Origin of the sequence: Streptomyces sp. NPDC001922, assembly GCF_042891165.1 — a bacterium.
Lineage (GTDB): Bacteria > Actinomycetota > Actinomycetes > Streptomycetales > Streptomycetaceae > Streptomyces.
In genome coordinates, this window is record NZ_JBIASV010000005.1 from 33,886 (window position 1) to 56,894 (window position 23,009).

The 23,009-nt window shown below is 71.3% G+C and carries 22 protein-coding genes; 16 read left to right on the plus strand and 6 right to left on the minus strand.

What is annotated here, in order from left to right; all coding sequences use genetic code 11:
* Positions 1-98: 98 nt before the first annotated feature.
* Complete coding sequence (locus tag ACFYYR_RS10075; protein ID WP_388849423.1) at positions 99-941, minus strand: DUF3558 domain-containing protein; 843 nt, start codon at positions 939-941, stop codon at positions 99-101.
* Between the two features lie 27 nt (positions 942-968).
* Positions 969-1,991, minus strand: coding sequence for a hypothetical protein (locus tag ACFYYR_RS10080; protein WP_388849426.1), 1,023 nt, complete (start codon positions 1,989-1,991; stop codon positions 969-971).
* A gap of 161 nt (positions 1,992-2,152) precedes the next feature.
* Here ACFYYR_RS10080 and ACFYYR_RS10085 point away from each other — a divergent pair, with 161 nt between their 5' ends.
* Positions 2,153-3,346 (plus strand): RtcB family protein, encoded by a 1,194-nt coding sequence (locus ACFYYR_RS10085; protein ID WP_388849428.1) that lies wholly within the window; start codon positions 2,153-2,155, stop codon positions 3,344-3,346.
* A gap of 287 nt (positions 3,347-3,633) precedes the next feature.
* On the opposite strand, the gene ACFYYR_RS10090 is transcribed toward ACFYYR_RS10085, so the two are convergent.
* Positions 3,634-4,389, minus strand: coding sequence for an SDR family NAD(P)-dependent oxidoreductase (locus ACFYYR_RS10090; protein WP_388849431.1), 756 nt, complete (start codon positions 4,387-4,389; stop codon positions 3,634-3,636).
* A 385-nt stretch (positions 4,390-4,774) separates the two neighbouring features.
* Here ACFYYR_RS10090 and ACFYYR_RS10095 point away from each other — a divergent pair, with 385 nt between their 5' ends.
* The 3 genes from ACFYYR_RS10095 (at position 4,775) to ACFYYR_RS10105 (ending at position 7,578) form a co-directional block, all read left to right on the plus strand.
* Positions 4,775-5,323 (plus strand): hypothetical protein, encoded by a 549-nt coding sequence (locus tag ACFYYR_RS10095; RefSeq protein ID WP_388849434.1) that lies wholly within the window; start codon positions 4,775-4,777, stop codon positions 5,321-5,323.
* A gap of 236 nt (positions 5,324-5,559) precedes the next feature.
* A complete protein-coding gene (locus ACFYYR_RS10100) occupies positions 5,560-6,339 on the plus strand; it encodes an SDR family NAD(P)-dependent oxidoreductase (protein WP_388849436.1) in 780 nt (259 codons plus the stop codon).
* Positions 6,340-7,119: 780 nt separating this feature from the next.
* Complete coding sequence (locus tag ACFYYR_RS10105; protein ID WP_388849439.1) at positions 7,120-7,578, plus strand: hypothetical protein; 459 nt, start codon at positions 7,120-7,122, stop codon at positions 7,576-7,578.
* 242 nt (positions 7,579-7,820) lie between these two features.
* Here the strand turns inward: ACFYYR_RS10105 and ACFYYR_RS10110 are convergent, their stop codons facing one another.
* Positions 7,821-8,375: a hypothetical protein gene (locus ACFYYR_RS10110; protein ID WP_351507826.1), complete on the minus strand. Its 555-nt coding sequence runs from the start codon at positions 8,373-8,375 to the stop codon at positions 7,821-7,823.
* 116 nt (positions 8,376-8,491) lie between these two features.
* Between ACFYYR_RS10110 and hemL the strand changes: the two genes are divergently transcribed.
* The 7 genes from hemL to ccsB all read left to right on the plus strand — a co-directional run bounded on the left by hemL (position 8,492) and on the right by ccsB (position 16,375).
* On the plus strand, positions 8,492-9,808 hold the full coding sequence (gene hemL, locus ACFYYR_RS10115) for a glutamate-1-semialdehyde 2,1-aminomutase (RefSeq protein ID WP_388849442.1): 1,317 nt from the start codon (positions 8,492-8,494) through the stop codon (positions 9,806-9,808).
* A gap of 8 nt (positions 9,809-9,816) precedes the next feature.
* Positions 9,817-10,533, plus strand: a complete 717-nt coding sequence (locus tag ACFYYR_RS10120; protein WP_388849445.1) for a histidine phosphatase family protein — start codon at positions 9,817-9,819, stop codon at positions 10,531-10,533.
* 98 nt (positions 10,534-10,631) lie between these two features.
* Entirely contained in the window at positions 10,632-11,864 is a 1,233-nt protein-coding gene (locus ACFYYR_RS10125) for a hypothetical protein (protein ID WP_388849448.1), read from the plus strand.
* A gap of 113 nt (positions 11,865-11,977) precedes the next feature.
* Positions 11,978-12,595 carry a TlpA family protein disulfide reductase gene (locus ACFYYR_RS10130; RefSeq protein ID WP_388849451.1) on the plus strand — a complete coding sequence of 206 codons (618 nt, stop codon included), beginning with the start codon at positions 11,978-11,980 and terminating at the stop codon, positions 12,593-12,595.
* A 10-nt stretch (positions 12,596-12,605) separates the two neighbouring features.
* Positions 12,606-13,367 (plus strand): cytochrome c biogenesis protein CcdA, encoded by a 762-nt coding sequence (locus ACFYYR_RS10135; RefSeq protein WP_351507916.1) that lies wholly within the window; start codon positions 12,606-12,608, stop codon positions 13,365-13,367.
* A gap of 3 nt (positions 13,368-13,370) precedes the next feature.
* Complete coding sequence (locus tag ACFYYR_RS10140) at positions 13,371-15,296, plus strand: cytochrome c biogenesis protein ResB (protein WP_388849454.1); 1,926 nt, start codon at positions 13,371-13,373, stop codon at positions 15,294-15,296.
* Positions 15,293-16,375, plus strand: a complete 1,083-nt coding sequence (ccsB, locus tag ACFYYR_RS10145) for a c-type cytochrome biogenesis protein CcsB (protein WP_388849457.1) — start codon at positions 15,293-15,295, stop codon at positions 16,373-16,375. The genes ACFYYR_RS10140 and ccsB overlap by 4 nt, the downstream gene beginning before the upstream one ends.
* Positions 16,376-16,479: 104 nt before the next feature.
* Here ccsB and ACFYYR_RS10150 read toward each other — a convergent pair whose 3' ends face one another.
* Positions 16,480-16,818 (minus strand): PLDc N-terminal domain-containing protein, encoded by a 339-nt coding sequence (locus tag ACFYYR_RS10150; RefSeq protein WP_388849460.1) that lies wholly within the window; start codon positions 16,816-16,818, stop codon positions 16,480-16,482.
* 89 nt (positions 16,819-16,907) lie between these two features.
* Between ACFYYR_RS10150 and ACFYYR_RS10155 the strand changes: the two genes are divergently transcribed.
* Together ACFYYR_RS10155 and mqnP are read left to right on the plus strand one after the other, a co-directional pair.
* The gene (locus ACFYYR_RS10155) at positions 16,908-18,359 is read left to right on the plus strand and encodes a menaquinone biosynthesis decarboxylase (RefSeq protein ID WP_388849463.1); all 1,452 of its coding nucleotides are present in this window, start codon (positions 16,908-16,910) and stop codon (positions 18,357-18,359) included.
* On the plus strand, positions 18,359-19,273 hold the full coding sequence (gene mqnP / locus ACFYYR_RS10160; protein WP_388849466.1) for a menaquinone biosynthesis prenyltransferase MqnP: 915 nt from the start codon (positions 18,359-18,361) through the stop codon (positions 19,271-19,273). Before ACFYYR_RS10155 ends, mqnP begins: the two co-directional genes overlap by 1 nt.
* A gap of 220 nt (positions 19,274-19,493) precedes the next feature.
* Here mqnP and ACFYYR_RS10165 read toward each other — a convergent pair whose 3' ends face one another.
* Positions 19,494-20,099: a rhomboid family intramembrane serine protease gene (locus ACFYYR_RS10165; RefSeq protein WP_388849469.1), complete on the minus strand. Its 606-nt coding sequence runs from the start codon at positions 20,097-20,099 to the stop codon at positions 19,494-19,496.
* A 148-nt stretch (positions 20,100-20,247) separates the two neighbouring features.
* On the opposite strand from ACFYYR_RS10165, the gene ACFYYR_RS10170 reads away from it, so the two are divergent.
* The 3 genes from ACFYYR_RS10170 to mqnE all read left to right on the plus strand — a co-directional run bounded on the left by ACFYYR_RS10170 (position 20,248) and on the right by mqnE (position 22,949).
* Positions 20,248-20,955 carry a UbiX family flavin prenyltransferase gene (locus ACFYYR_RS10170; RefSeq protein ID WP_388849472.1) on the plus strand — a complete coding sequence of 236 codons (708 nt, stop codon included), beginning with the start codon at positions 20,248-20,250 and terminating at the stop codon, positions 20,953-20,955.
* Positions 20,956-21,170: 215 nt separating this feature from the next.
* Positions 21,171-21,623, plus strand: a complete 453-nt coding sequence (locus ACFYYR_RS10175) for an Lrp/AsnC family transcriptional regulator (RefSeq protein WP_351507913.1) — start codon at positions 21,171-21,173, stop codon at positions 21,621-21,623.
* A gap of 162 nt (positions 21,624-21,785) precedes the next feature.
* The gene (mqnE, locus tag ACFYYR_RS10180) at positions 21,786-22,949 is read left to right on the plus strand and encodes an aminofutalosine synthase MqnE (protein ID WP_388849475.1); all 1,164 of its coding nucleotides are present in this window, start codon (positions 21,786-21,788) and stop codon (positions 22,947-22,949) included.
* The last annotated feature ends 60 nt before the right edge of the window (positions 22,950-23,009 follow it).

Sequence of the window (23,009 nt, forward strand, 5' to 3'; positions counted from 1 at the left end):
GCCGGAGCCCGCGTTGCCGGAGCAGGCCCGGCCGGCGTCAGGCCCTGTAGACCTCAGCCCTGCCGACCTCAGCCCTGCCGACCTCAGGCCTGCCGACCTCAGGCCTTGTCGGAGTCGCCCTTGTCCGAACCGGACGGATCCGTGCCGGTCTTGTCGGAATCGTCCTTCTCGGTGTCGCCCTTGCCGTCCTTCTCCGCGTCGTCCTTGCCGGAGTCGGCCGGGGCGCCAGCGCCATTGGCCTCGGCCACCGACGCGACGACCTCCTTGGCCGCCTTCTCGGCGTCCTTCAGCAGGTCCTCGCCCTTCGGCGTCTTGCCGCTCTCGTAGCCGGCGCCGTTGTAGTTGAGGGTGATGACGACGTTCTCGGTCCGGACCACGACGGTCTGGTTCCGGAAGTCCTCCTTGTCCTTCTCCAGCTCGAAGCGGAAGGTGGACGCCTCGTCGCCGACGCCGGCGGCGGTGCCGCTCTTGAGGCCCTTGGCGCCCTTCTCGTCGGCGGCGCCCTTCGCGGCGTCGACCTGCTTCGCGTAGGAGGCCTTGGCGCGGCTCTCGCCGCTGCCCAGGGTCCGGTCGGAGTCGAAGCGCTGCAGCGCGACGTCGAGCCAGCGGTACTGGAAGCCGTCGAGGCCGTTCCAGGAGCACAGGCCCCGGGCGTTGCTGTCGTCGGACTCGCCCGTCGTGCCGCCGGCGTCCTTGGCCTTCGGGACGATGTCCTTGACCGTCTCCTTGGACAGAGCCTTGCAGGGCTGGGGCAGCTTGGCGTACTTCGCCGCCTCGACGGACGGCTCGGCGCTGGGCCCGGAGGACTTCGACGCGCCCGAGCCCGTGTTCTTCGAGCCGGAGTCGGAGCCGGAGTCCGAGGAGCAGCCGGCGACCAGCATCACCGGGACGACGGCCGCGCAGGCGAGTAGACGGGCGAGTGGCGTGCCTGTTCTGTGCATGATTCCTTCGCTCATCGGGGGACAGGTCTATTCACTGATGCGCCCGACCAGTTCCTGGGCGAGGCGCTGGGCCTTGCTCTGCAGGTCCTGACTGTCGGGCTGGTCGGACTGGGTGGCCGACCACTGGTCGTATTCGACGGTGACGATGACGTTCGACGCCCGGAACACCACGGTGACGTCGCGGTGGACGCCGGAGTCGGCGGTGGCCAGGCGGTCGTCGAGGTAGGCGACGTCGGCGAGGTCGTCGAGCGGGCGGGGCGCGGTGTCGGCGCCGGCGTCCGCGGGGGCGGAGGAACTGCCGCTGCCCGGCTTGTCGCCCGACCCGGACTCGTCCTTCGCTCCGGGCTTCGCGGTGTCCTTCGCGCCGGGCTCGGCCGAGGCGTCGCCCTTGCGGGCGGCGTCCTTCGACGCGTCGTCCCCGCCGGCCGACGCGCCGCTCCCGCCCGAGCTCCCGGTCCTGCCGGTGCCCGAGCTCTTGTCGGTGCCCGAGCTCTTGCTCGCGCCCTCGGCCGTGTCGGCGCCCGCGGCGGCGGACTCGGAGGCGGAGGCGGACGGCTTGTCCTGGCTCTCCGCGTTCTGGCCGCCGGACGGCGACGCCGCGGGGATGCCCGCCGCGGTGGCCTTCCGGTCGTAGAGCTCCTGGGCGCGGTCGTCGTCGCTGACGGCGGCGTCGTAGGAGACGATCCGCTCGAAGTCGATGTTGAGGTGGCGGGTGCCGGCGTCCGAGACGGACTTCCAGCGGCAGCCGACGCGGCGGTCCGTGTCGAATGTCACGGCCGCCTGGCCGTCGTAGGCCTTCTTCCGCTCCTCCTGCGCGAGGTCGTCGATGCCGGGCAGCATCGCGCGCAGCGTGCCGGTGCTCACGGCCCCGCACGGCTCGGGGAGGGTCCGGTATCTGCCGGGCTCCGCGTCGGGTGCGGAGGCGGACGGTCCGCCGGGCTTGGAGTCCTCGGGGGTGTCGCCGTCCGAGCCGCCCGTACAGCCGGTGAGCCCCGCGGTGAGCAGGGCCGTCAGCAGTACGGCACCCGGTACGTACGACCTTCGCTGCACGGTCCTCGGCTCCCTTCGGGCAAAAACTGGTTGCCGCCCTTCCGCGGCCAATGGACACAATGTGTACCGCACGTGCTGCCGCGCCCGCCGTCCCTCCGACAGGTATCGGACGGTAAGTCCGGCTTTTGCGTTTTTTAGCTTTTCGGGGGAATGGGGAAGTCATGGCATACACCGAAGTGCCGGGTGCGCGGGTGCCGATCCGGATGTGGACGGATCCGTCGACGGTCGAGGACGGCGCCATGCAGCAGCTGCGGAACGTCGCGACGCTGCCGTGGATCAAGGGCCTCGCCGTGATGCCGGACGTGCACTACGGCAAGGGCGCCACGGTCGGCTCGGTGATCGCGATGCACGGCGCGGTCTGCCCGGCCGCGGTGGGTGTGGACATCGGCTGCGGCATGAGCGCGGTCAAGACCTCCCTCACCGCGAACGATCTTCCCGGCGACCTGTCCCGGCTCCGCTCGAAGATCGAGCAGGTGATCCCGGTGGGCCGGGGCATGCACGACGCCCCGGTGGACCCGGGCCGGCTGCACGGCTTCCCCACGGCGGGCTGGGACGACTTCTGGTCCCGGTTCGACGGCGTGGCGGAGGCGGTCAAGTTCCGTCAGGAGCGGGCGACCAAGCAGATGGGCACCCTGGGGTCGGGGAACCACTTCGTGGAGTTCTGCCTGGATTCGGAGGGATACGTCTGGCTGATGCTGCACTCCGGCTCCCGCAACATCGGCAAGGAGCTGGCGGAGTACCACATCGGCCAGGCGCAGAAGCTGCCGCACAACCAGGGGCTGATCGACCGCGACCTCGCCGTCTTCGTCGCCGACACCCCGCAGATGGCGGCGTACCGGCACGACCTGTTCTGGGCGCAGGAGTACGCCAAGCACAACCGGGCGATCATGATGGGGCTCTTCCAGGACGTCGTCCGCAAGGAGTTCAAGAAGGCGAAGCCGGCCTTCGAGCCGGTCATCTCCTGCCACCACAACTACGTGGCCGAGGAGCGGTACGAGGGCATGGACCTGCTGGTGACCCGGAAGGGCGCCATCCGGGCGGGCTCCGGCGACTACGGCATCATCCCGGGGTCCATGGGCACCGGCTCGTACATCGTGCGGGGCCTGGGGAACGCGGCGTCGTTCAACTCCGCGTCGCACGGCGCGGGCCGCCGGATGAGCCGGAACGCCGCGAAGCGGCGCTTCTCCACGCGGGACCTGGAGGAGCAGACGCGCGGTGTGGAGTGCCGGAAGGACGCAGGGGTGGTCGACGAGATCCCCGGCGCGTACAAGCCGATCGAGCAGGTCATCGACCAGCAGCGGGACCTGGTGCAGGTCGTCGCCAAGCTGAAGCAGGTCATCTGCGTGAAGGGCTGAGGCGGAGGCGCTGACCTCACCGGGCCGAACAGGGCCGGCATGCGGCGCTCCGGACGACCGAAGGGCCCCGGACCCGGGCGGCAGAGTCCGGGGCCTTCGGCGTGGAGCGGGGCTCGCGCGGTCGCCGCCGGCACCGCGGCCGCATGGCTGAGTCACGACCCGTTGCGGCGGCGGAGTCCGGTGCGGCCGGGGCCTGCCGACGTGGCCGGGGCGGACGCACCCCGGCCCCGCCCCGCGCCACGGAGGCCCCGAGCCCTGCCCACGCTGGGGTCCTGGCCCCTGCCGGCTCAGCGCTCCCGGTACACCTTGTAGTTGGACGCCTGGGCGCGCGGCCGGACGACCAGCAGGTCGATGTTGACGTGCGGGGGCCGGGTCACCGCCCACTCGATGGTGTCCGCGACGTCGTCGGCCGTCAGCGGCTCGGCCACGCCCGCGTAGACGGCCTCCGCCCTCTCCTCGTCGCCCCGGAAGCGGGTGAGCGCGAACTCGTCGGTCTTCACCATGCCGGGAGCGACCTCGATGATGCGCACCGGCTGCCCGTTCAGCTCCAGCCGCAGGGTCTCGGCGATGACATGGGCGCCGTGCTTGGCGGCGACGTAGCCACCGCCGCCCTCGTACGTGGCCAGCCCCGCCGTGGAGGACAGCACCACGACCGTGCCGTCGCCGGAGGCGGTGAGGGCGGGGAGCAGGGCCTGGGTGACGTTGAGCACGCCGAGGACGTTGACCTCGAACATCGTGCGCCAGTCCTGCGGGTCCGCGGACGCCACCGGTTCGGTGCCGATGGCCCCTCCGGCGTTGTTCACCAGGACGTCGCAGCGGTCCAGCGACGCGGCGAAGGCGTCGACGGCGGCCCGGTCGGTGACGTCCAGGGGGTACGCGAGCGCCCGGTGCCCGGCCGCGGTGAGTTCGGCGGCGAGCGACTGGATGCGCTCCTCGCGGCGGGCCGTCAGGACCACCCGGTAGCCGGCCGCCGCGAGCCGGCGGGCCGTGGCCGCCCCGATCCCGCTGCTGGCCCCGGTCACGACGGCGGTACGGGTGCTCATGCGGTGCTCCTCACGGCGATGACAGCGATCCCGAGCAGCATAAATCGATCGCCACAAGTATGCGCCACGTCAACTCCTGTCGCTTCTTTCCCTGTTCTCTACCCGTTCTGGTCGGATGACCTGTTTTAGCATCAACTACAACTTTGCCATTTCTTGGTGTTGTGCACATCACGTGTTGCGTCAGTCTCATTCGCAACAGGCAGTGATTCCAAGCCCATTGGCGTCACTGGCCCCCAAAGGCAAGGTGAAAGGCACGATCATGGCGATAAATCGAGCGATCAGGCGTGGAGCGAGACTGCTCGCGCTGTCGGCATCGGCGTTGGGCATGGTGGGGGCCATGGCTCTCCCCGCATCGGCCGCCGACGAACCCACGCGGGATCAGCTCATGGCCGATTGCAGCTCCGGCAAGGGGAAGTGCAGCTTCAACGACCCCCAGCTCGGTGAGGCGTACCTCGGCGAGTTCCACAAGGTCTCCGACGCGCTCTACAACTGCACCTCGTCGGACGCCAGCCAGACGATGGGCTGGACCGACACCGTGGGGTCCACCGACTCCGCCGGTGTCTCCGTCACCGCGGGCGGCAGCATCGCGGGCATCATCGACCTCAGCGTGACCGCGACGTACAGCCACACCTGGACGAACACCCACGCCGAGAACAGCTCGCTGAACATGACGGTGAAGCCGGGCGAGGTCGGATGGATCTCACGGGCCCAGGTGATGCAGAAGGTGACCGGTACCTGGCAGACTCACTACGACGACCCGCAGTGGGGCCACTACTACTGGTTCGTGCCGGACACCATCACCGGTCCGGCGGCGAACGGTACCGACGGCAAGAACAATGCGGTGGTCGTCAAGTCCCGCAAGATGACCGCTGCGGAGAAGGCTTCCTGCTCCGACGAGTCCGTGCAGGCGAAGAACAAGGTCTTCCGGCGGTAGCCGCACACCCGTGGCGATGCCGGAGCCTCTGACCCCTGGAAGAGGCTGACAGAGGCGGCCCGCGCCGTGACCCGGCGCGGGCCGCTGGTCATTTCCGCGCCGGCCCGGGGGCTCGTCGGCGGTCGGACGCCCCGGTCGGGAAGGTGCGGCGACGTGAGGTCACCGGCGCTGTCCACTGGATGGGAATCCGCCCTCCGGGCAAGGCCGTTGGGGCCGCGCCGTTCTAGGGTGCGGACATGACCTCGCACCGGTATCTCTCCGAACTCTTCTCGCTGGACGGGCTGGTCGCCGTGGTGACCGGTGGCAGTTCCGGCATCGGCCGCGCCATCACCGGCGCGTTGGCACGTGCCGGGGCGAGCGTGGTGGTCGTGGCGCGCCGGGAGACGGAACTGGCCGCCACCACCGACGAGCTCACGGCCGACGGCTGCCGGGCGTCCTGGGTCAGTGCCGACCTGAGCACCCGCGACGGTGTGCGCGCGGCGGCCGAGAAGGCGGCGGCGGTGTACGGGGAGCCGCACATCCTCGTCAACTCCGCCGGAATCAACCTGCGCCCGCCGATGGGCGAGCTCGACGACGCGACGTGGGACACCACCATGGCGGTGAACCTGGAGGCGCCCCACCTGCTGGGACAGCGGTTCGGCACCCGCATGGCCGAGCGGGGCTTCGGGCGGATCATCCACATCAGCTCCCAGCAGGCGCACCGGGCCTTCGTGCGCAGCGGCGCCTACGGCGTCTCCAAGGGGGCGCTGGAGTCGCTGGCCCGTTCCCAGGCCGAGGCCTGGTCGCCGCACGGCGTCACCTGCAACACGCTCGTGCCGGGGTTCGTGATGACGCCGCTCAACGCCCGGCTCTCCTCCGACCCCCAGCGGGTGGCGGCGCTGGCCGAGCGCACCCTGGTCGGACGCAACGGTCTGGCCGAGGACTTCGCGGGCGCCGCGGTGTTCCTGGCGAGCCGCGCCTCCGGCTACGTCACCGGGCAGTCGATCTGCGTGGACGGCGGCTTCTCCGTCCACTGAGCCGGGCCTCCGACCGCGGGGGCTCCGGCCGCGGGGGCTCCGCCGCCCTGGGTCCCGATGCGTTCTGGGTCCCGACGCGTTCTGGGCCCCGCCGGGTCGCACCGCTCCGGTCTCCGTCCGCTGGGCCCCGCGCCCCGTCGGCCGACCGTGGCTCCGGTCCGCTGGGCCCTGCCGGCAGCTTTCCCGCGCCCCGTCGGCCGGGCCCGGACCATGGCACGGGGCACGGGGCGCAGGGCACGGCCCCGGGGGCGTCCCCAGCCAACCGGGACGGGGCCGTCTTCCCGCGGCCGGATGAGACCGGCCCCGGCCGACCTCAACCGGTCCCGACCGGTCCTGGCCGGTCGCCCACCCAGCCCTCGGCGGGGGAGAACACCGGTGCCTCGGGGCGGGCCCGGCCCGGATGGAGCACGTCGGTACGCTGCCCGCCCTTTCCCGGGCCGGCCGGCGGCGGCACCGGAGCAGGTGCGGTGGGAGAGCGGCTCGACCCGGCGGTACCCGCACGTGCCGCCCGTGGCGTGGTGAGGCCCGCGGACGGGGCGCCTCCCGGCCGGCGGCAGCGGCTCACCCGTGCGGACGCGATCATCAGGGGGGAAGGCGGATATCCCGCGACACGCCGCAGACGCTGCGAGAACTCCCCCGGACGCACGGGAACTGATCCGGCATCAGGGTGACTTCGGCGTGGCGCTCGCGTCGCGCGCCGAACGCTCCTCGCTTTGCATCGGACTGTGCCGGAAATCCCGAGGGTGGCCACCGGAGCCACGGCCGGCACAGGAGGAGTCCATGCGACCAGCTCGTGTATTCGCCACCACGGTCGCGGCCACCGCGCTCGTGGGTCTGGCCGCCCCCGCCGCCACGGCCAGTGTGGATCCGCACCGGGCCCGCCCGGGCCAGACCGTGCGGATCACCGACGACAAGAAGTGCGACAGCCGCCGGGGGGCGACGGCGTACTCGGCCGCCTTCGGGACGACCCGGCTCCAGCCCAGCGGCCGGCAGCTGGCCGGCACGGCGAAGGTCCTCCGGGACGCCAAGGGCAAGAACAAGGTCATCCTCCGCTGCGGCGACGGCAGGAAGTTCTTCGACTGGCTCACCGTCGGGCCCACCGGGGGCTCCCGCGCCGGTGAGGGCGGCACCGGTCAGGGTCTCGGCAACCCGGAGTTCGTCGGCGGAGCGGCACTGGTCGCCCTGGCGGCCGGCGGGAGCGCGGTCGTCATCCGTCGCCGGGTGAAGGGCCAGTCGTGATCCGGTCCGCCGACCAACGGGACGACGACATATCACCGGCAGCGATATTAGTGAGGGGCACTCCGCCGAGCGGGGTGCCCCTGCCGGTGTCCGCACCGGCGCCGACACGGACCCGGTCCGTGCTCCCGTGGTGACCGTGGACGCGCAGCCCGGGCCCGCACCAGGCCAGTACGTCAGGGCCGCATCGGGCCGTACGTCAGGCCCGCACCAGCCAGTACGTCAGGGCCGCACCAGCCAGTGGATCAGGGCCACACCAGGCAGTACGGCTGGTGCCCCGCCTCGTGCAGCCGGTGCGAGAAGTCCTGCCACTCGTGGAGCAGCTGGTAGACGTTGAAGGCGTCCCGCGGGCCGCCGCGGTCCGGGACGGTGGACCAGATGAAGGCCGCCGCGCCGACGGACTCCTCGCCCACGCCACGCAGCGGGTCCACGACGGTCATCGGCAGCTTGACCACCGCGTAGTCCGGGTGCAGCACCACCAGCTCCAGCGGCGGGACCTTGTGCAGCGGTACGCCCTCGATGCCCGTGAGCACCATCGCCGCCATCGTCTCCGGCTTTATCTTGGTGAACATGCCCCCCATGCCGAGCTCGTCCCCACCGAGCTCCTCCGGGCGCATGGAGATGGGGACCCTGGCGGCGGTCGCCCCGTCCGGCGCACCGAAGTATTTGTAGGTCACCCCCACTCGGCCACCCCTGCTCCCACCAGTCCGCGCTTCGCCCTCGCGCCGGTGCCGCCCCCGCTGAGCGCGCTCGGGGCCCAGGTCATCGGTCCCCTCGCCCAGTCCGCCACCGCGCTGCATATCTCCACCCGACCACTCACGGCCATCGCCGCGCAACCCGATCATCGTGTCAGAGACCTCCCCCGCCGTCCGGCGGCGAAACGCCCGACGACGCATCCCCGCCGGGCTCTGACACCATGGCTTGCGTGACTTACTCGTACGATGCCCCAGTTTCGCAGACGCTGTTCGACCGTGCGGCCGTCGTGACGCCCGGCGGCGTGAACTCTCCCGTCCGTGCCTTCCGAGCCGTCGGTGGTACGCCCCGTTTCATGGTGTCCGGTACCGGTCCGTACCTCACCGACGCCGACGGTCGCGAGTATGTCGACCTGGTGTGCTCGTGGGGACCGATGATCCTCGGCCATTCCCACCCCGAGGTGATCGAGGCGGTGCAGGCGGCCGTCGCCCGCGGCACCTCCTTCGGCACGCCGGGTGAGGGCGAGGTCGCGCTCGCCGAGGAGATCGTCGACCGGATCGCGCCGGTGGAGCAGGTGCGGCTGGTGTCCTCCGGCACCGAGGCGACGATGTCGGCCATCCGTCTCGCCCGCGGCTTCACCGGCCGCGCCAAGGTGATCAAGTTCGCGGGCTGCTACCACGGCCACGTGGACGCGCTGCTGGCCGCGGCGGGCTCGGGGGTGGCGACGTTCGGGCTGCCGGACACCCCCGGTGTCACCGGCGCCCAGGCCGGCGACACGATCGTGCTCCCCTACAACGACCTGGACGCCGTCCGCCACGCCTTCGCCCGCTTCCCGGGAGAGATCGCCTGCGTGATCACCGAGGCGTCGCCGGGCAACATGGGCGTCGTGCCGCCGCTGCCGGGCTTCAACGCCGGGCTGAAGTCGCTGTGCGCGGAGAGCGGCGCGCTCTACATCTCCGACGAGGTCATGACGGGCTTCCGGGTGTCGAAGTCCGGCTGGTACGGGATCGACGGTGTCGAGCCGGACCTGATGACCTTCGGCAAGGTCATGGGCGGCGGCTTCCCGGCCGCGGCGTTCGGCGGGCGCGCCGACGTCATGGCCCACCTCGCCCCGTTCGGCCCCGTCTACCAGGCGGGCACCCTCTCCGGGAACCCGGTCGCCACCGCCGCCGGCCTCGCCCAGCTGCGGCTGCTGGACGACGCGGCGTACGAGCGGGTGGACGCGGTCTCCGCCGAGCTGCGCGGGCTGGTCACCGAGGCGCTCGCCAAGGAAGGGGTGACGCACCGGCTGCAGACCGCCGGGAACATGTTCTCCGTCTTCTTCACCGACGAGGACGTCACCGACTACGACAAGGCCAAGGCCCAGCAGGCGTACCGTTTCACCGCGTTCTTCCACGCCATGCTCGCCCAGGGCGTCTACCTTCCGCCGTCCGCCTTCGAGTCCTGGTTCGTCTCCACGGCCCACGACAGCGCGGCGGTCGAGCGGATCGCGGCCGCACTGCCGACCGCGGCGCGGGCCGCCGCCGAGGCCTCTGCATGATGGACGACATGACCGACGCGAGTGCCCCCGAGGGGCAGAGCAGCACCACCGTCGTGCACCTGGTGCGCCACGGCGAGGTGCACAACCCGGACGGTGTGCTCTACGGGCGCAGGCCGGGCTACCACCTCTCGGAGCTCGGCCGGCAGATGGCCGACCGGGTCGCCGAGCACCTGGCCGACCGGGACATCCGGTACGTCGTCTCCTCCCCGCTGGAGCGGGCCCAGGAGACGGCGACGCCGGTCGCCAAGGCGCACGCGCTGGATCTCGCCACCGACGAGCGGCTGATCGAGGCGGGCAACGTCTTCGAGGGGAAGACGTTCGGGGTCGGGGACGGCGCCCTGAAGCGCCCGGCCAACTGGCGTCACCTCACCAACCCGTTCCGGCCGTCCTGGGGTGAGCCGTACATCGACCAGGTGGTGCGGATGATGGCGGCGCTCGGCGCGGCGCGCGACGCCGCGCGGGGGCACGAGGCGGTGGCGGTCAGCCACCAGCTCCCGATCTGGATCGTCCGGAGCTTCGCCGAGCGGCGCCGGCTGTGGCACGACCCGCGCCGCCGGCAGTGCACCCTGGCGAGCGTGACCTCGTTCACCTTCCGGGGCGACCGGCTCGTCTCGGTCGGCTACAGCGAACCCGCCCGGGACCTGGTCCCGCCGCACCTGCTCGCCGGTGCCCAGAAGCGCTTCGGCCGGGGTGCTGTCAAGGGCAGCAAGGGATTCGGAGCGTAGAAAACGCGCCGTTCTCCGGAACCCGCCTCTCGTCCCCTCCCTCTTAGCCGGTGTCCGTTCGTACGAGGAACGGACACCGGTACGTGGATGGGGACACAATGCGCGACATCAGTCGTCGGGGACTGCTGGGCATGGGACTGGGCGCAGTGGCTGCTGCGGGAGCCGCGGGCTGCGGCCCGGACACGGGCTCCGGCAAGGGACGCGGGGGGACGGGTTCCGGAGGGGGCGGCGGGAGCGACCGGCCCACGGAGAAGCCGATCGGGGACGGTTCGACCGCGCACAGCGGACGGCAGCCCCACCAGCCCAAGCCCGAGCGGCTCGAACCGGGCCAGACCCCGCCCCAGTTCGTGATCTTCTCCTGGGACGGCGCGGGCGAGGTCGGCAACGGTCTCTTCCCGCGCTTCCGCAAGGTGGCCCGGGACCACGGCGCGGCCATGACCTTCTTCCTCTCCGGCATCTATCTGCTGCCCGAGTCCAAGAAGCGGCTGTACCACCCGCCGAACAACCCGGTCGGCGCCTCCGCCATCGGCTACCTCACCGACGACCACATCCGGGTCACCCTGGAGAACCTGCGCAAGGCCTGGCTCGAGGGCCACGAGATAGGGACCCACTTCAACGGCCACTTCTGCAGCGGTACGGGCTCGGTGGAGAACTGGACCCCCGCCCAGTGGCGCTCCGAGATCGACCAGGCTGTGTCGTTCGTCACCAAGTGGCGGACCAACACCGGCTTCAAGGACCTCCAGCCGCTGCCCTTCGACTACACGAAGGAGCTGGTGGGCGGCCGGACCCCGTGCCTGAAGGGGCAGGACCGGCTGCTGCCGACGGCCCGGGAGCTCGGCTGGCGGTACGACGCCAGCTCCTCCGGCGGCCTCCAGGTCTGGCCCAGCAAGAAGCTGGGCATATGGGACCTTCCGCTCCAGCAGATACCTTTCCCCGGCCGCAGCTTCCAGGTCCTGTCGATGGACTACAACATGATGGCCAACCAGTCGCAGGCCGCGACCCAAAGCGATCCGTCGAACTACCCGGGCTGGGAGAAGCAGGCCCGCGGGGCGCTGATCCAGGGCTTCCAGCGGGCCTACGAGAGCAACCGGGCGCCGTTCTTCGTCGGCAACCACTTCGAGGAGTGGAACGGCGGCATCTACATGAACGCCGTCGAGGAGGCGATCAAGCACATCGCCGACGAGAAGCGGAAGGACGTGCGGCTGGTGTCCTTCCGGCAGTACGTGGACTGGCTGGACGCCCAGGACCCCAAGGTGCTCGCGAAGCTGCGCCGGCTGGGCGTCGGCGAACGGCCGACGGGTGGCTGGAAGTCGTACCTCTCGGCCGTCTGAGTCTCCCGTCGAGTCCTCCGTCCGGGCGATTCGATGCCGCCCCTGACAGGGGGTTTCGGGTGGGTTGAGGGGGGTGCGAATTCTCCCCGGAAGCGCCATGCGAAACTTTTCACATGAGTGCTCGCCGTGTGCCCCGACGCCGCACGCCCCTCCGCCGGATCGTCCTTCCGGCCGTGGGCGCGGCGGCCACCGCGCTCGTCCTGACGTCCTGCCTCGGCGGCGGTACGTCCGGAGGCTCCGCCGGGACGAAGTTCGTCGCCGGAACCGGAGGCATCGACACCGCGAAGAAGGCCGACCGGCAGCCGCTCCCGGACATCTCCGGCACCACCCTCGACGGCAAGAAGCTGAACCTCGCCGACTACAAGGGCAAGCTCCTCGTCATCAACGTCTGGGGCTCCTGGTGCTCGCCGTGCCGGCTCGAGATGCCGCACCTGGTGAAGGTGGCCAAGGCCACCAAGGCGGACGGCGTGGAGTTCGTCGGGATCAACGTCCGCGACCCCAACAAGCCGCCGGCCGTGAAGTTCCAGAAGGAATTCGGCGTGCCCTACCCGAGCCTCTACGACCCGGTGGGGAAGCTGATGCTGCGCTTCCCCGCCGGGAGCCTCAACCCGAAGGCGATCCCCTCGACGGTCATCGTCGACCGGGACGGCAAGGTCGCGGCCCGTGCCCTGAAGGCCCTGAGCGAGGACGAGCTGCGCAAGGCGCTCGACCCGCTCATCGCGGAGAAGTGATCGCGTGAGCGTGCTCGCCGCTGCCGCCACCGACCCGAACGACACCGTCATGACGGGGGCTCTGCTGCTCGCGGTGCCCATCGCCCTCCTCGGGGGGCTCGTCTCGTTCTTCTCCCCGTGCGTGCTGCCGCTCGTGCCGGGCTATCTGTCGTACGTGACCGGCGTCACCGGCACCGACCTGGCCGAGGCCCGGCGGGGCCGGATGGTCGCCGGGGCCTCGCTGTTCGTCCTCGGCTTCACCGCGGTCTTCGTCTCCGGCGGCGCCCTGTTCGGCCAGGCCGGACTGACCCTGGAAGCGCACAAGGAGACGATCACCAAGATCCTCGGTGCGCTGACGATCGCCATGGGGCTGATCTTCACCGGCGTGCTCGGCGGGTTCACCCAGCGCGAGCTGCGCTTCCACACCAAGCCCGCGGTGGGGCTGGTGGGCGCGCCGATGCTCGGCGTGCTGTTCGGCCTCGGCTGGACCCCGTGCCTCGGCCCGACGCTGGCCGCGGTCAACACCCTGGCCCTCCGCGAGGCGAGCGCCGGCCGCGGGGCGCTGCTCACCACCGTGTACTGCCTGGGTCTGGGCCTGCCCTTCATACTGGCGGCGGTCGCCTTCCGGCGGGCGCTCGGCGCGTTCGGCTGGGTCAAGCGGCACTACGTCTGGGTGATGCGGACCGGCGGCCTGATGCTGGTCACCGTCGGAGTCCTGCTCGTCACCGGCGTCTGGGACCGGATGATCGCCGACATGCAGGTCTGGACCTCCAACTTCACCCCGGGAATCTGATCCATGACCCATACGGACCACGCCACCGCCGAGGCCGCGGAGGAGACCGGCCTGGGCGAAGCCGGCTCCCAGCTGTCGACGGCCCCGGTCGAGGAGCAGCCCGGGCAGGCGATGCCCGGGTCCTTCGGCGGGGTGCGCCGGCCCGGGGCGCTGGGCGGGCTCGCCTGGGCGGGCCGGGAGGCCGTGGGCTGGGGCCGCTGGTTCTGGCGGCAGCTCACCTCCATGCGCACGGCGCTGATCCTGCTCTTCCTGCTGTCGCTGGCCTCGGTGCCCGGTTCGCTGGTGCCGCAGTCGAGCGTCGACCCGGTCAAGGTCCAGACGTTCAAGGACCAGCACGAGACGCTCGCCCCCGTCTACGAGAAGCTGGGGCTCTTCCACGTCTACAGCTCGGTGTGGTTCTCGGCCGTCTACATCCTGCTGTTCGTCTCCCTCATCGGCTGCATCGTCCCCCGCAGCTGGCAGTTCGTGGGCCAGCTCCGCGGCCTGCCGCCGGCCGCCCCGAAGCGGCTGACCCGGCTGCCCGCCCACACCACCTGGCGCACGGACGCCGAGCCCGGGCAGGTGCTCGCCGCCGCGCAGCGCGTGGTCCGGCGGCGGCGCTTCCGTGCCCACACCGTCGGTGACGCCGTCGCCGCCGAGAAGGGCTACCTGCGGGAGGCCGGGAACCTCGTCTTCCACATCGCGCTGATCGTGATGCTCGTGGCCTTCGCGGTCGGGCAGCTGTGGAAGTCGGAGGGCGGCAAGCTGATCGTCGAGGGCGACGGCTTCTCCAACACGCTCACCCAGTACGACGACTTCAAGTCCGGCAGTCTCTTCGACGCCGACAGCCTGGCGCCCTTCGGCTTCTCCCTGCACTCCTTCGACGCGACCTACGAGCGGAAGGGCCCGCAGAAGGGCACCCCCCGCAAGTACCGCGCCGACGTCACCTACTGGGAAGGCGCGGACGGGAAGACGAAGCGGAGCGCCATCGAGGTGAACAAGCCCCTCGACGTCGCGGGCAACAAGGTCTACCTCCTCGAGCACGGCTACGCGCCGGTCGTCACGGTCCGGGACGGCCAGGGCGACGTCGCCTACCAGGGCTCGGTGGCCTTCCTCCCGCAGGACGGCAACCTCAGCTCCGTCGGCGTGATCAAGGTCCCGGACTACCGGGACAAGGACGGCAAGAAGGACCAGCTCGGCTTCCAGGGCCGGTTCGCCCCGACCTATGCGCTGGACGCGGTGCGCGGCCCGCACTCCTCCTTCCCGGCGCTGGACTTCCCGGTGCTGTCGCTGAACGCCTACCACGGCAGCCTCGGCATCGACTCCGGCCTGCCGCAGAACGTGTACCAGCTCGAAACGCGCAAGATGAAGCAGTTCAAGGACAAGAACGGCGACATCTTCCGCAAGGCGCTGCGTCCGGGCGAGACCATGAAGCTCCCGAACGGCGCGGGCTCCCTGAAGTTCGACGGGGTGAAGGCCTGGGCCAGCTTCCAGGTCTCCCACCGGCCCGCCAACGGGTTCGCCCTCGGCGGCGCGGTGGCGGCGCTGGCCGGTCTCGCGGCCTCGCTCTTCATCCAGCGCCGACGCGTCTGGGTGCGGGCGGTGCGCGACGCCGACGGCAGCACGGTCGTCGAGATGGCCGGGCTCGGCCGCAGCGAATCGGCGAAGCTCCCGGAGGAGCTGGCCGACCTCGCCGTGGCCCTCCGGCCGGACGCGCCGCCGGTGGACCGCGCTCCCGAGCAGGCGGACCGGGACCCCGAGGCGGCAGCCACCGAGGCGGCAGCCGAGGAGAGTACAGCCACGGAACCGGCAGCCACCGAACCGGACACCGAGCCGTCCGACCCGCCAGCGGCGGACACACCAGCGGCGGACACACCAGCGGCGGAAACGCCGGCCGACCCACCAGCCGACCCTGCGGAACCCGGAGAAGGCGAAGGAGCACGCGCGTGAACCTCGCGGCCGCGGCCAACGAGAACCTGGCCCACATCAGCAACGTGCTGATCTATTCGGCGATGGCGGTCTACACCCTCGCCTTCATCGCACACATGGCGGAGTGGGTCTTCGGCAGCCGCAGCAAGGTGGGCCGCACCGCTGCCGCGCTCACCGCGCCCGCGGCCCCCGAGGTCACGGTCACGGCGTCCGGACAGGCCGGCGGCACGGCCGTGCTCGACCGCCCCAAGGTCGTCACCCGGTCCGTCGCGGGCAGCCGTGACGTGCCCGACGGCCCCGGCGCCGCCGGCGGCACCGAGAAGGGCGACCTGTACGGCCGCATCGCCGTCTCCCTGACCGTCCTCGCCTTCCTCATGCACTTCGGTGGCGTGCTCACCCGCGCCCTCTCGGTGGAACGCGCCCCCTGGGGCAACATGTACGAGTTCTCCATCACCTTCTCGATGGTGGCCGTGGCTGTGTACCTCTTCCTCCTCGTGCTGAAGAAGAATGTGCGCTGGATCGGACTCCTTCTGGTCACGAGCGTCCTCCTCGACCTGGGCCTCGCTGTCTCCGTCCTGTACACCGACAGCGACCAGTTGGTTCCGGCCCTGCACTCGTACTGGCTGTGGATCCACGTCTCCTGCGCGGTCATTTCCGGCGCCTCCCTCTACCTCGGCGCGGTCGGCAGCCTGGCGTACCTCTTCCGCGACCGCTACGAGGCCCGGCTCGCGGACCCGTCGGGCAAGCAGCCGGGCGCCTTCGCCGCCTCGGTCCTGGAGCGGCTGCCCTCCGCGGCCAGCCTCGACAAGTTCGCGTACCGCATCAACGCCACGGTGTTCCCGCTGTGGACCTTCACGATCATCGCGGGCGCCATCTGGGCCGAGGCCGCCTGGGGCCGCTACTGGGGCTGGGACCCCAAGGAGGTCTGGTCCTTCATCACCTGGGTCGCCTACGCCGGCTACCTGCATGCCCGCGCCACCGCCGGCTGGAAGGGCCGCAAGGCCGCCTACCTGGCCCTGATCGCCTTCGGCTGCTACCTCTTCAACTACTACGGCGTGAACATCTTCGTCACCGGCAAGCACTCCTACGCCGGGGTCTGACGGCTCGTTCGGCGACGACGGCGGCCGTCCCACCGGAAAGGCTCGGTGGGACGGCCGCCGTCGTTCTGTCGTTCACCGCCGGGAGGTGCACGGCGGGAACCCGCTCAGCCCCGGTTCTCGTCCGGGCCGTGGTCCTCGTCCCGCTCCCGCTCGCGGTTCTGGTCCAGGGACTTGAGGAAGTCGGGGTTGTCGTCCGGAGCGACCCAGCGGCCCCCGCCGCGGCCGCCGAACGACCGGGCCGTGCCGCCCGCCGCCGCGCGCCGGGGGCGCCCGGCCAGGAACCACGCGAGCGAACCGAACAGCACATAGCCGAAGAGCACGATGATCAGCACCCAGGCACCCTTGGGAAGCTTGCGGACCTCGTTCTCGGGGGTGTTCAGACAGTCGATGAACGCGTAGATCCACATCGCCAGGACCAGCAGAAACGGCAGATACCTGAGCATGGTGGTGCGGTCCCCCTGACGGCGGGCGGTGGGGCCGGGCGAGGCCCCGGGTACGTGACCAGGGTAGTAGGTGCCCGATACTGGGGCGTATGGCTTACGACGATCTTCGCTCCCTGCTGCGGGCGCTGGAGCGCGACGGCGACCTCAAGCGCATCAAGGCCGAGGTGGACCCCTTTCTGGAGGTCGGTGAGATCGTCGACCGGGTGAACAAGGCCGGCGGGCCCGCGCTCCTCTTCGAGAACGTCAAGGGCTCGGCGATGCCGCTGGCCATGAACGTCTTCGGGACCGACCGCCGCCTGCTCAAGTCCCTCGGGCTGGCGTCCTACGACGAGATCAGCGAGAAGATCGGCGGCCTGCTCAAGCCGGAGCTGCCGCAGGGCTTCGTCGGGATGCGGGAGGCCTTCGGCAAGCTGGCCGGCATGGCGCACGTGCCGCCGCGGAAGGTCAAGGACGCCCCGGTCCAGGAGACCGTCCTCACCGGTGACGACGTCGACCTCGACCGGCTTCCGGCCCTGTTCACCTGGCCGGAGGACGGCGGGTCGTTCTTCAACCTCGGCCTCACGCACACCAAGGACCCGGAGACCGGGGTCCGCAACCTCGGGCTCTACCGGCTCCAGCGCCACGACCGCCGGACCATCGGCATGCACTGGCAGATCCACAAGGACAGCCGCAACCACTACCAGGTGGCGGCCCGCCGCGGGGAGAGGCTGCCGGTCGCCATCGCCTTCGGCTGCCCGCCCGCGGTGACCTACGCCTCCACCGCGCCGCTGCCCGCCGACATCGACGAGTACCTGTTCGCCGGCTTCGTCCAGGGCAAGCGCGTCGAGATGGCCGACTGCAAGACCGTGCCGCTCCAGGTCCCGGCCAACGCCGAGGTCGTCCTGGAGGGCTGGCTGGAGCCCGGGAAGATGCTGCCGGAGGGCCCGTTCGGGGACCACACCGGCTTCTACACCCCGCAGGAGGACTTCCCGGCCCTCACCATCGACTGTGTGACGATGCGTCGGCGGCCGCTCCTCCAGTCGATCGTCGTCGGCCGGCCGCCCACCGAGGACGGGCCGCTGGGGCGCGCCACCGAGCGCTTCTTCCTGCCGCTGCTCAAGGTCATCGTGCCGGACATCGTGGACTACCACCTCCCCGAGGCGGGCGGCTTCCACAACTGCGCGATCGTCTCGATCGACAAGCGCTACCCCAAGCACGCGCAGAAGGTCATGCACGCCATCTGGGGCGCGCACATGATGTCGCTCACCAAGCTGATCGTCGTGGTCGACGCCGACTGCGATGTGCACGATCTGCACGAGGTCGCCTGGCGGGCCCTCGGCAACACCGACTACGCCCGTGACCTGAGCGTCGTCGAGGGCCCGGTCGACCACCTCGACCACGCCTCCTACCAGCAGTTCTGGGGCGGCAAGGCGGGCATCGACGCCACCCGGAAGCTGCCCGAGGAGGGCTACACCCGGGACGGCGGCTGGCCGGAGATGGTGCAGTCCGACCCGGAGACGGCGGCGAAGGTCGACCGCCGCTGGAAGGAGTACGGCCTGTGATGTCCGCCGCCGAGGGCGTCGTCGGGCCGGGCTCGGCACCGACGGGCCGGGTGAAGGCCTTCCTCCGGCTCGTGATGATCGAGCACTCGGTCTTCGCGCTGCCCTTCGCCTACATCGCCTCGCTCACCGCGATGCACCTGGAGGACGGCCGGGTCCACTGGGGGGAGCTGCTCCTGGTCACCGTCGCGATGGTGGGGCTGCGGACCTTCGCGATGGCCGCCAACCGGATCATCGACCGCGAGATCGACGCCCGCAATCCGCGCACCGCGAGCCGCGAACTGGTCACCGGCGCCGTCTCCGTCCGGTCCGCCTGGACGGGCGCCCTCGTCGCCGTCGTCGTCTTCCTCGGGGCCGCGGCCCTGCTCAACCCGCTCTGCCTGGCGCTGGCCCCGGTCGCGGTGATCCCGATGGTGGTCTATCCGTACGGGAAGCGGTTCACCCACTACCCGCACGCCATCCTCGGCCTGGCGCAGGCGATGGGCCCGGTCGGCGCCTGGCTGGCCGTCACCGCGGACTGGTCCTGGGAGGCGGTGCTCCTCGGGCTCGCCGTCGGCATCTGGATCGGTGGCTTCGACCTCATCTTCGCCTGCCAGGACGTCCAGGCGGACCGGGCGCACGGGGTGCTCTCCGTCCCGGCCCGGTTCGGGGTCGCGGGCGCGCTGTACGGGGCGCGGGTGTGCCACGTTCTGACGGCCCTGCTGCTCGCCTGGTACGGCCTCGCCACCGGTGCGGGGATCTTCTTCTGGGCCGGGCTGCTGATCGTGGTCACGGCCTTCCTCTACGAGCACAGCATCGTCCGGCCCGGTGATCTGTCCCGGCTCAACCGGGCCTTCTTCACCGTCAACGGCTTCATCGGCATCGCCCTGTTCGTCTGCTCCCTGCTCGATCTGCTGGTGCGCGGCCTGACGGTCTGACCGTCCGGTCGCCGATGGCGGGCCGGTCGCCGACGGCACGCGCCGGGGACCGTCGGAACCGGGACGGCGCCTGGGGCGCAGCGGGTTCGGACGGCGCGCGCCCGGGCCCGTCGCCATGCGGAACGGGGGCGGACGCGGCCCGGACGGGGAGCGCCGCAGCAACGGGCCGGTGGCGGGGGGCCGGGCCGGCTTCGGACAGGCGGCCGGTGGCCGCCCGGCTTCAGACGGGCTCGTCGGGGCGCCCGCGGCGGAACAGGAAGGCCGCCAGCACCCCGCCGATCAGGCCGAACAGGTGCCCCTGCCAGCTCACCGCGCCCGCGCTGGGCAGCACGCCCCACAGAATCGACCCGTAGACCATCGCCACCAGCAGGCCGACCAGGATGTCCAGCGGCCGGCGGTCGACGAACCCGCGGACCAGCAGATAGCCGAAGAGCCCGAAGACGACGACCGAGGCGCCCGCGGTCACCGAGCCCGGCGGCCCGGTGAACCAGACACCGAGGCCCCCGGCCAGGACGATCACGCAGACCACGGCGAGGAACCGGCGCAGGCCGCCGAGGGCGGCGAGGAAGCCGAGGATCAGCAGCGGCACGGTGTTCGCGGCGACGTGTCCGAAGCCGAAGTGGAGAAAGGCCGCGGGCGGTATGTCCGCGAGTTCGGCCGGCTCGCGCGGGGTGATGCCGTACGGGTCGAGGGCGTGCCCCGTCGCCACGTCGACGACTTCGAGCAGCCACAGCAGCGCCACCCAGCCGAGCATCAGCACGGCCGCGGCCTTCATCCGGTCGCCTCGGCTCCGCTCCGCCGGTGCGGCCGCCGGTCCGTACGACATCGCACCTCGCCTCCTGTGCCCTCGCCCGGGCCGGGCCTCCTCCTGAGGCGCGGTCCTCCGGGCCGTCACCCGGACAACGGCCGAGGTGCGGCACCCGGTTCCTGACCGGGCAGGGTTCCCGGTGGCTCCCTCCGGATAGGCTCGGGCCGTGCAGTCGCCCCAGCAGCAACCGAACGACGACGCCGCCCCCGGCCCGCGCCGGCCGTGGGTCGTCGGTGTGTCCGGCGCCTCCGGCACGCCCTACGCCGCCGCCGTCCTGCGTGCCCTGCTGCACGCGGGCGAGTCCGTGGACCTGGTGATCAGCCGGGCCTCCCGGCTCACCCTGCTGGACGAGACCGGCATCTCCTTCCGGGACGCCCACTGGCGCGCGGACCTCCAGACCTGGCTGGCGCGCGGCGCGGACGGCACCCCGGACTTCTTCGCGGGGGCGCTGCCGGACCTGGACGACGTGCGGTACTGGTCCGCGGGCGATCTGGCGGCCGGGCCCTCGTCGGGCTCGTACCCCGCCCGGGGCATGCTGATCGTTCCGGCGAGCACGGCCTGCGTGGCCGGGGTGGCGCTGGGGCTGTCGAAGGACCTGCTCCAGCGGACCGCGAGCGTGACCCTCAAGGAGCGCCGGAAGCTGGTGGTCGCGGTGCGCGAGACACCGCTGAGCGGTCAGACGCTGAAGCAGCTGGTGGCGCTGGACGAGGCGGGGGCCGTCGTGCTGCCGGCCTCCCCGGCGTTCTACGCGGGGGCGACCCACATCCAGGAGCTGGTGGACTTCGTCGCGGGCCGGGTGCTGGACGCGGCCGGGGTGCCGCACACGCTGTACCGCCGGTGGAAGGGCGCGATCGGAGGCTCCCGGGCGGAGTAGCGGCTCCGCTCCGTGGGGGAGGATTGGCGCTTCCCGCGCCGGGGAAGCGAGGCTCGGCGGTCGTTGTACCCCTGCCCCGGTGCGGCCCCGGGCGGGGCGACACCCGTACCGTGTCTTCGGGTATTGGCTGAAAGATTCACAGGCGAGTGGGGTTCCGCGCCTTAAATTTTATATATTGAACTTGAAATGACTGAATAATGGAAGGCTCCAGTTACATGGACGCGGTGGACAGGCAGCTCATCCAGGCCCTCCGGGAGAACGGCAGGGCCTCGTACGCCGAGCTCGGGAGGCTCGTGGGGCTCTCCGGGCCCAGCGTCACGGACCGGATCAACCGTCTCGAGGCGGCCGGCGTGATCACCGGCTACCGGGCGACCGTCGACTCCGCCTCCCTCGGCCTCGGGGTCACCGCCCTGATCGGCATTTCGCTGACCGACGCCACCGACCATGAGGACGTCGCGTACCGGCTGCGCGACCTGGAGGAGATCGAGGACTGCTGGTTCATCGCCGGCGACGACTCCTACATGCTCAAGGTGCGGGTCGGCAACGTCGACGGCCTGGAGAAGACCATCCGCCGGCTCTCCGGCACCAAGGGCGTCTCCCGGACCCGGACCACCATCGTGCTCTCCACCAAGTGGGAGAACCGGGTCGGCGAACTCCCCGAGGAGTGACCGGCCCCGTTCGGGACCGGCAGCCGTCCGGGGGCGTCCGTCCACGGCCCCGGGCGCCGCGCGGGCCCGGAACGGCGAGGTCCGGGAGCGGTGCGGGCCGGTGACACAGGGGTGGCGTACGCTCGGGTGAGCCCGATCGGAAGACGTATGGGAGGCGGCCGCATGGACGCGGGGCTCAAGCGTGAGCTGGAGGAGAAGGTCCACGCGGGGGAGCGACTGACCCGTGAGGACGGCATCGCCCTCTACGAGTCCGACGACCTCGCCTGGCTGGGCGGCCTCGCCCACGAGGTGCGGACCCGCAAGAACGGCGACGTGGTCCACTTCAACGTCAACCGTCACCTCAACATGACGAACGTGTGCACCGCGTCCTGCGCCTACTGCTCGTTCCAGCGCAAGCCGGGCGAGAAGGACGCGTACACGATGCGCATCGAGGAAGCGGTCCGCCTCGCCAAGGCGATGGAGGGCGAGAACCTGACCGAGCTTCACATCGTCAACGGTCTCCACCCCACGCTGCCCTGGCGCTACTACCCGCGCTCCCTGAAGGCCCTCAAGGAAGCCCTCCCCGAGGTCTCGCTGAAGGCGTTCACCGCCACCGAGATCCACCACTTCGAGACGATCTCCGGGCTGACGGCCTCCGAGATCCTCGACGAACTGATCGACGCCGGGCTGGAGTCGCTGACCGGCGGCGGCGCCGAGATCTTCGACTGGGAGGTGCGGCAGCACATCGTCGACCACCGCACCCACTGGGAGGACTGGTCGCGCATCCACCGCCTGGCGCACGAGAAGGGGCTCAAGACCCCCTGCACCATGCTGTACGGGCACATCGAGGAGCCCCGGCACCGCGTCGACCACGTGCTGCGACTGCGGGAACTCCAGGACGAGACCGGCGGTTTCCAGGTCTTCATCCCGCTGCGCTACCAGCACGACTTCGTCGACATGCAGGACGGCAAGGTCCGCAACCGGCTCCAGGCCCGCACCACGATGGCCACCGGGGCGGAGGCGCTGAAGACGTTCGCGGTCTCCCGGCTGCTCTTCGACAACGTCCCCCACGTCAAGGTCTTCTGGGTGATGCACGGCGTGCAGACCGCGCAGCTCGCCCTCCAGCACGGCGCGGACGACATGGACGGCTCGGTCGTCGAGTACAAGATCACGCACGACGCCGACAACTACGGCACCCCGAACAAGCTGACCCGGGACGACCTGCTCGACCTGATCCGCGACGCCGGCTTCCGCCCGGTCGAGCGGAACACCCGGTACGAGGTCATCCGTGACTACCCGGGGCCGGACCCGGACCGCCGCGAGGCGCCGCAGCCGATGCGCATCTGAGGTCCGCGGCGACCACCTCACCGGGCCGGCGGTCCCCGACCGGATTCGGGGGCGGGGTCC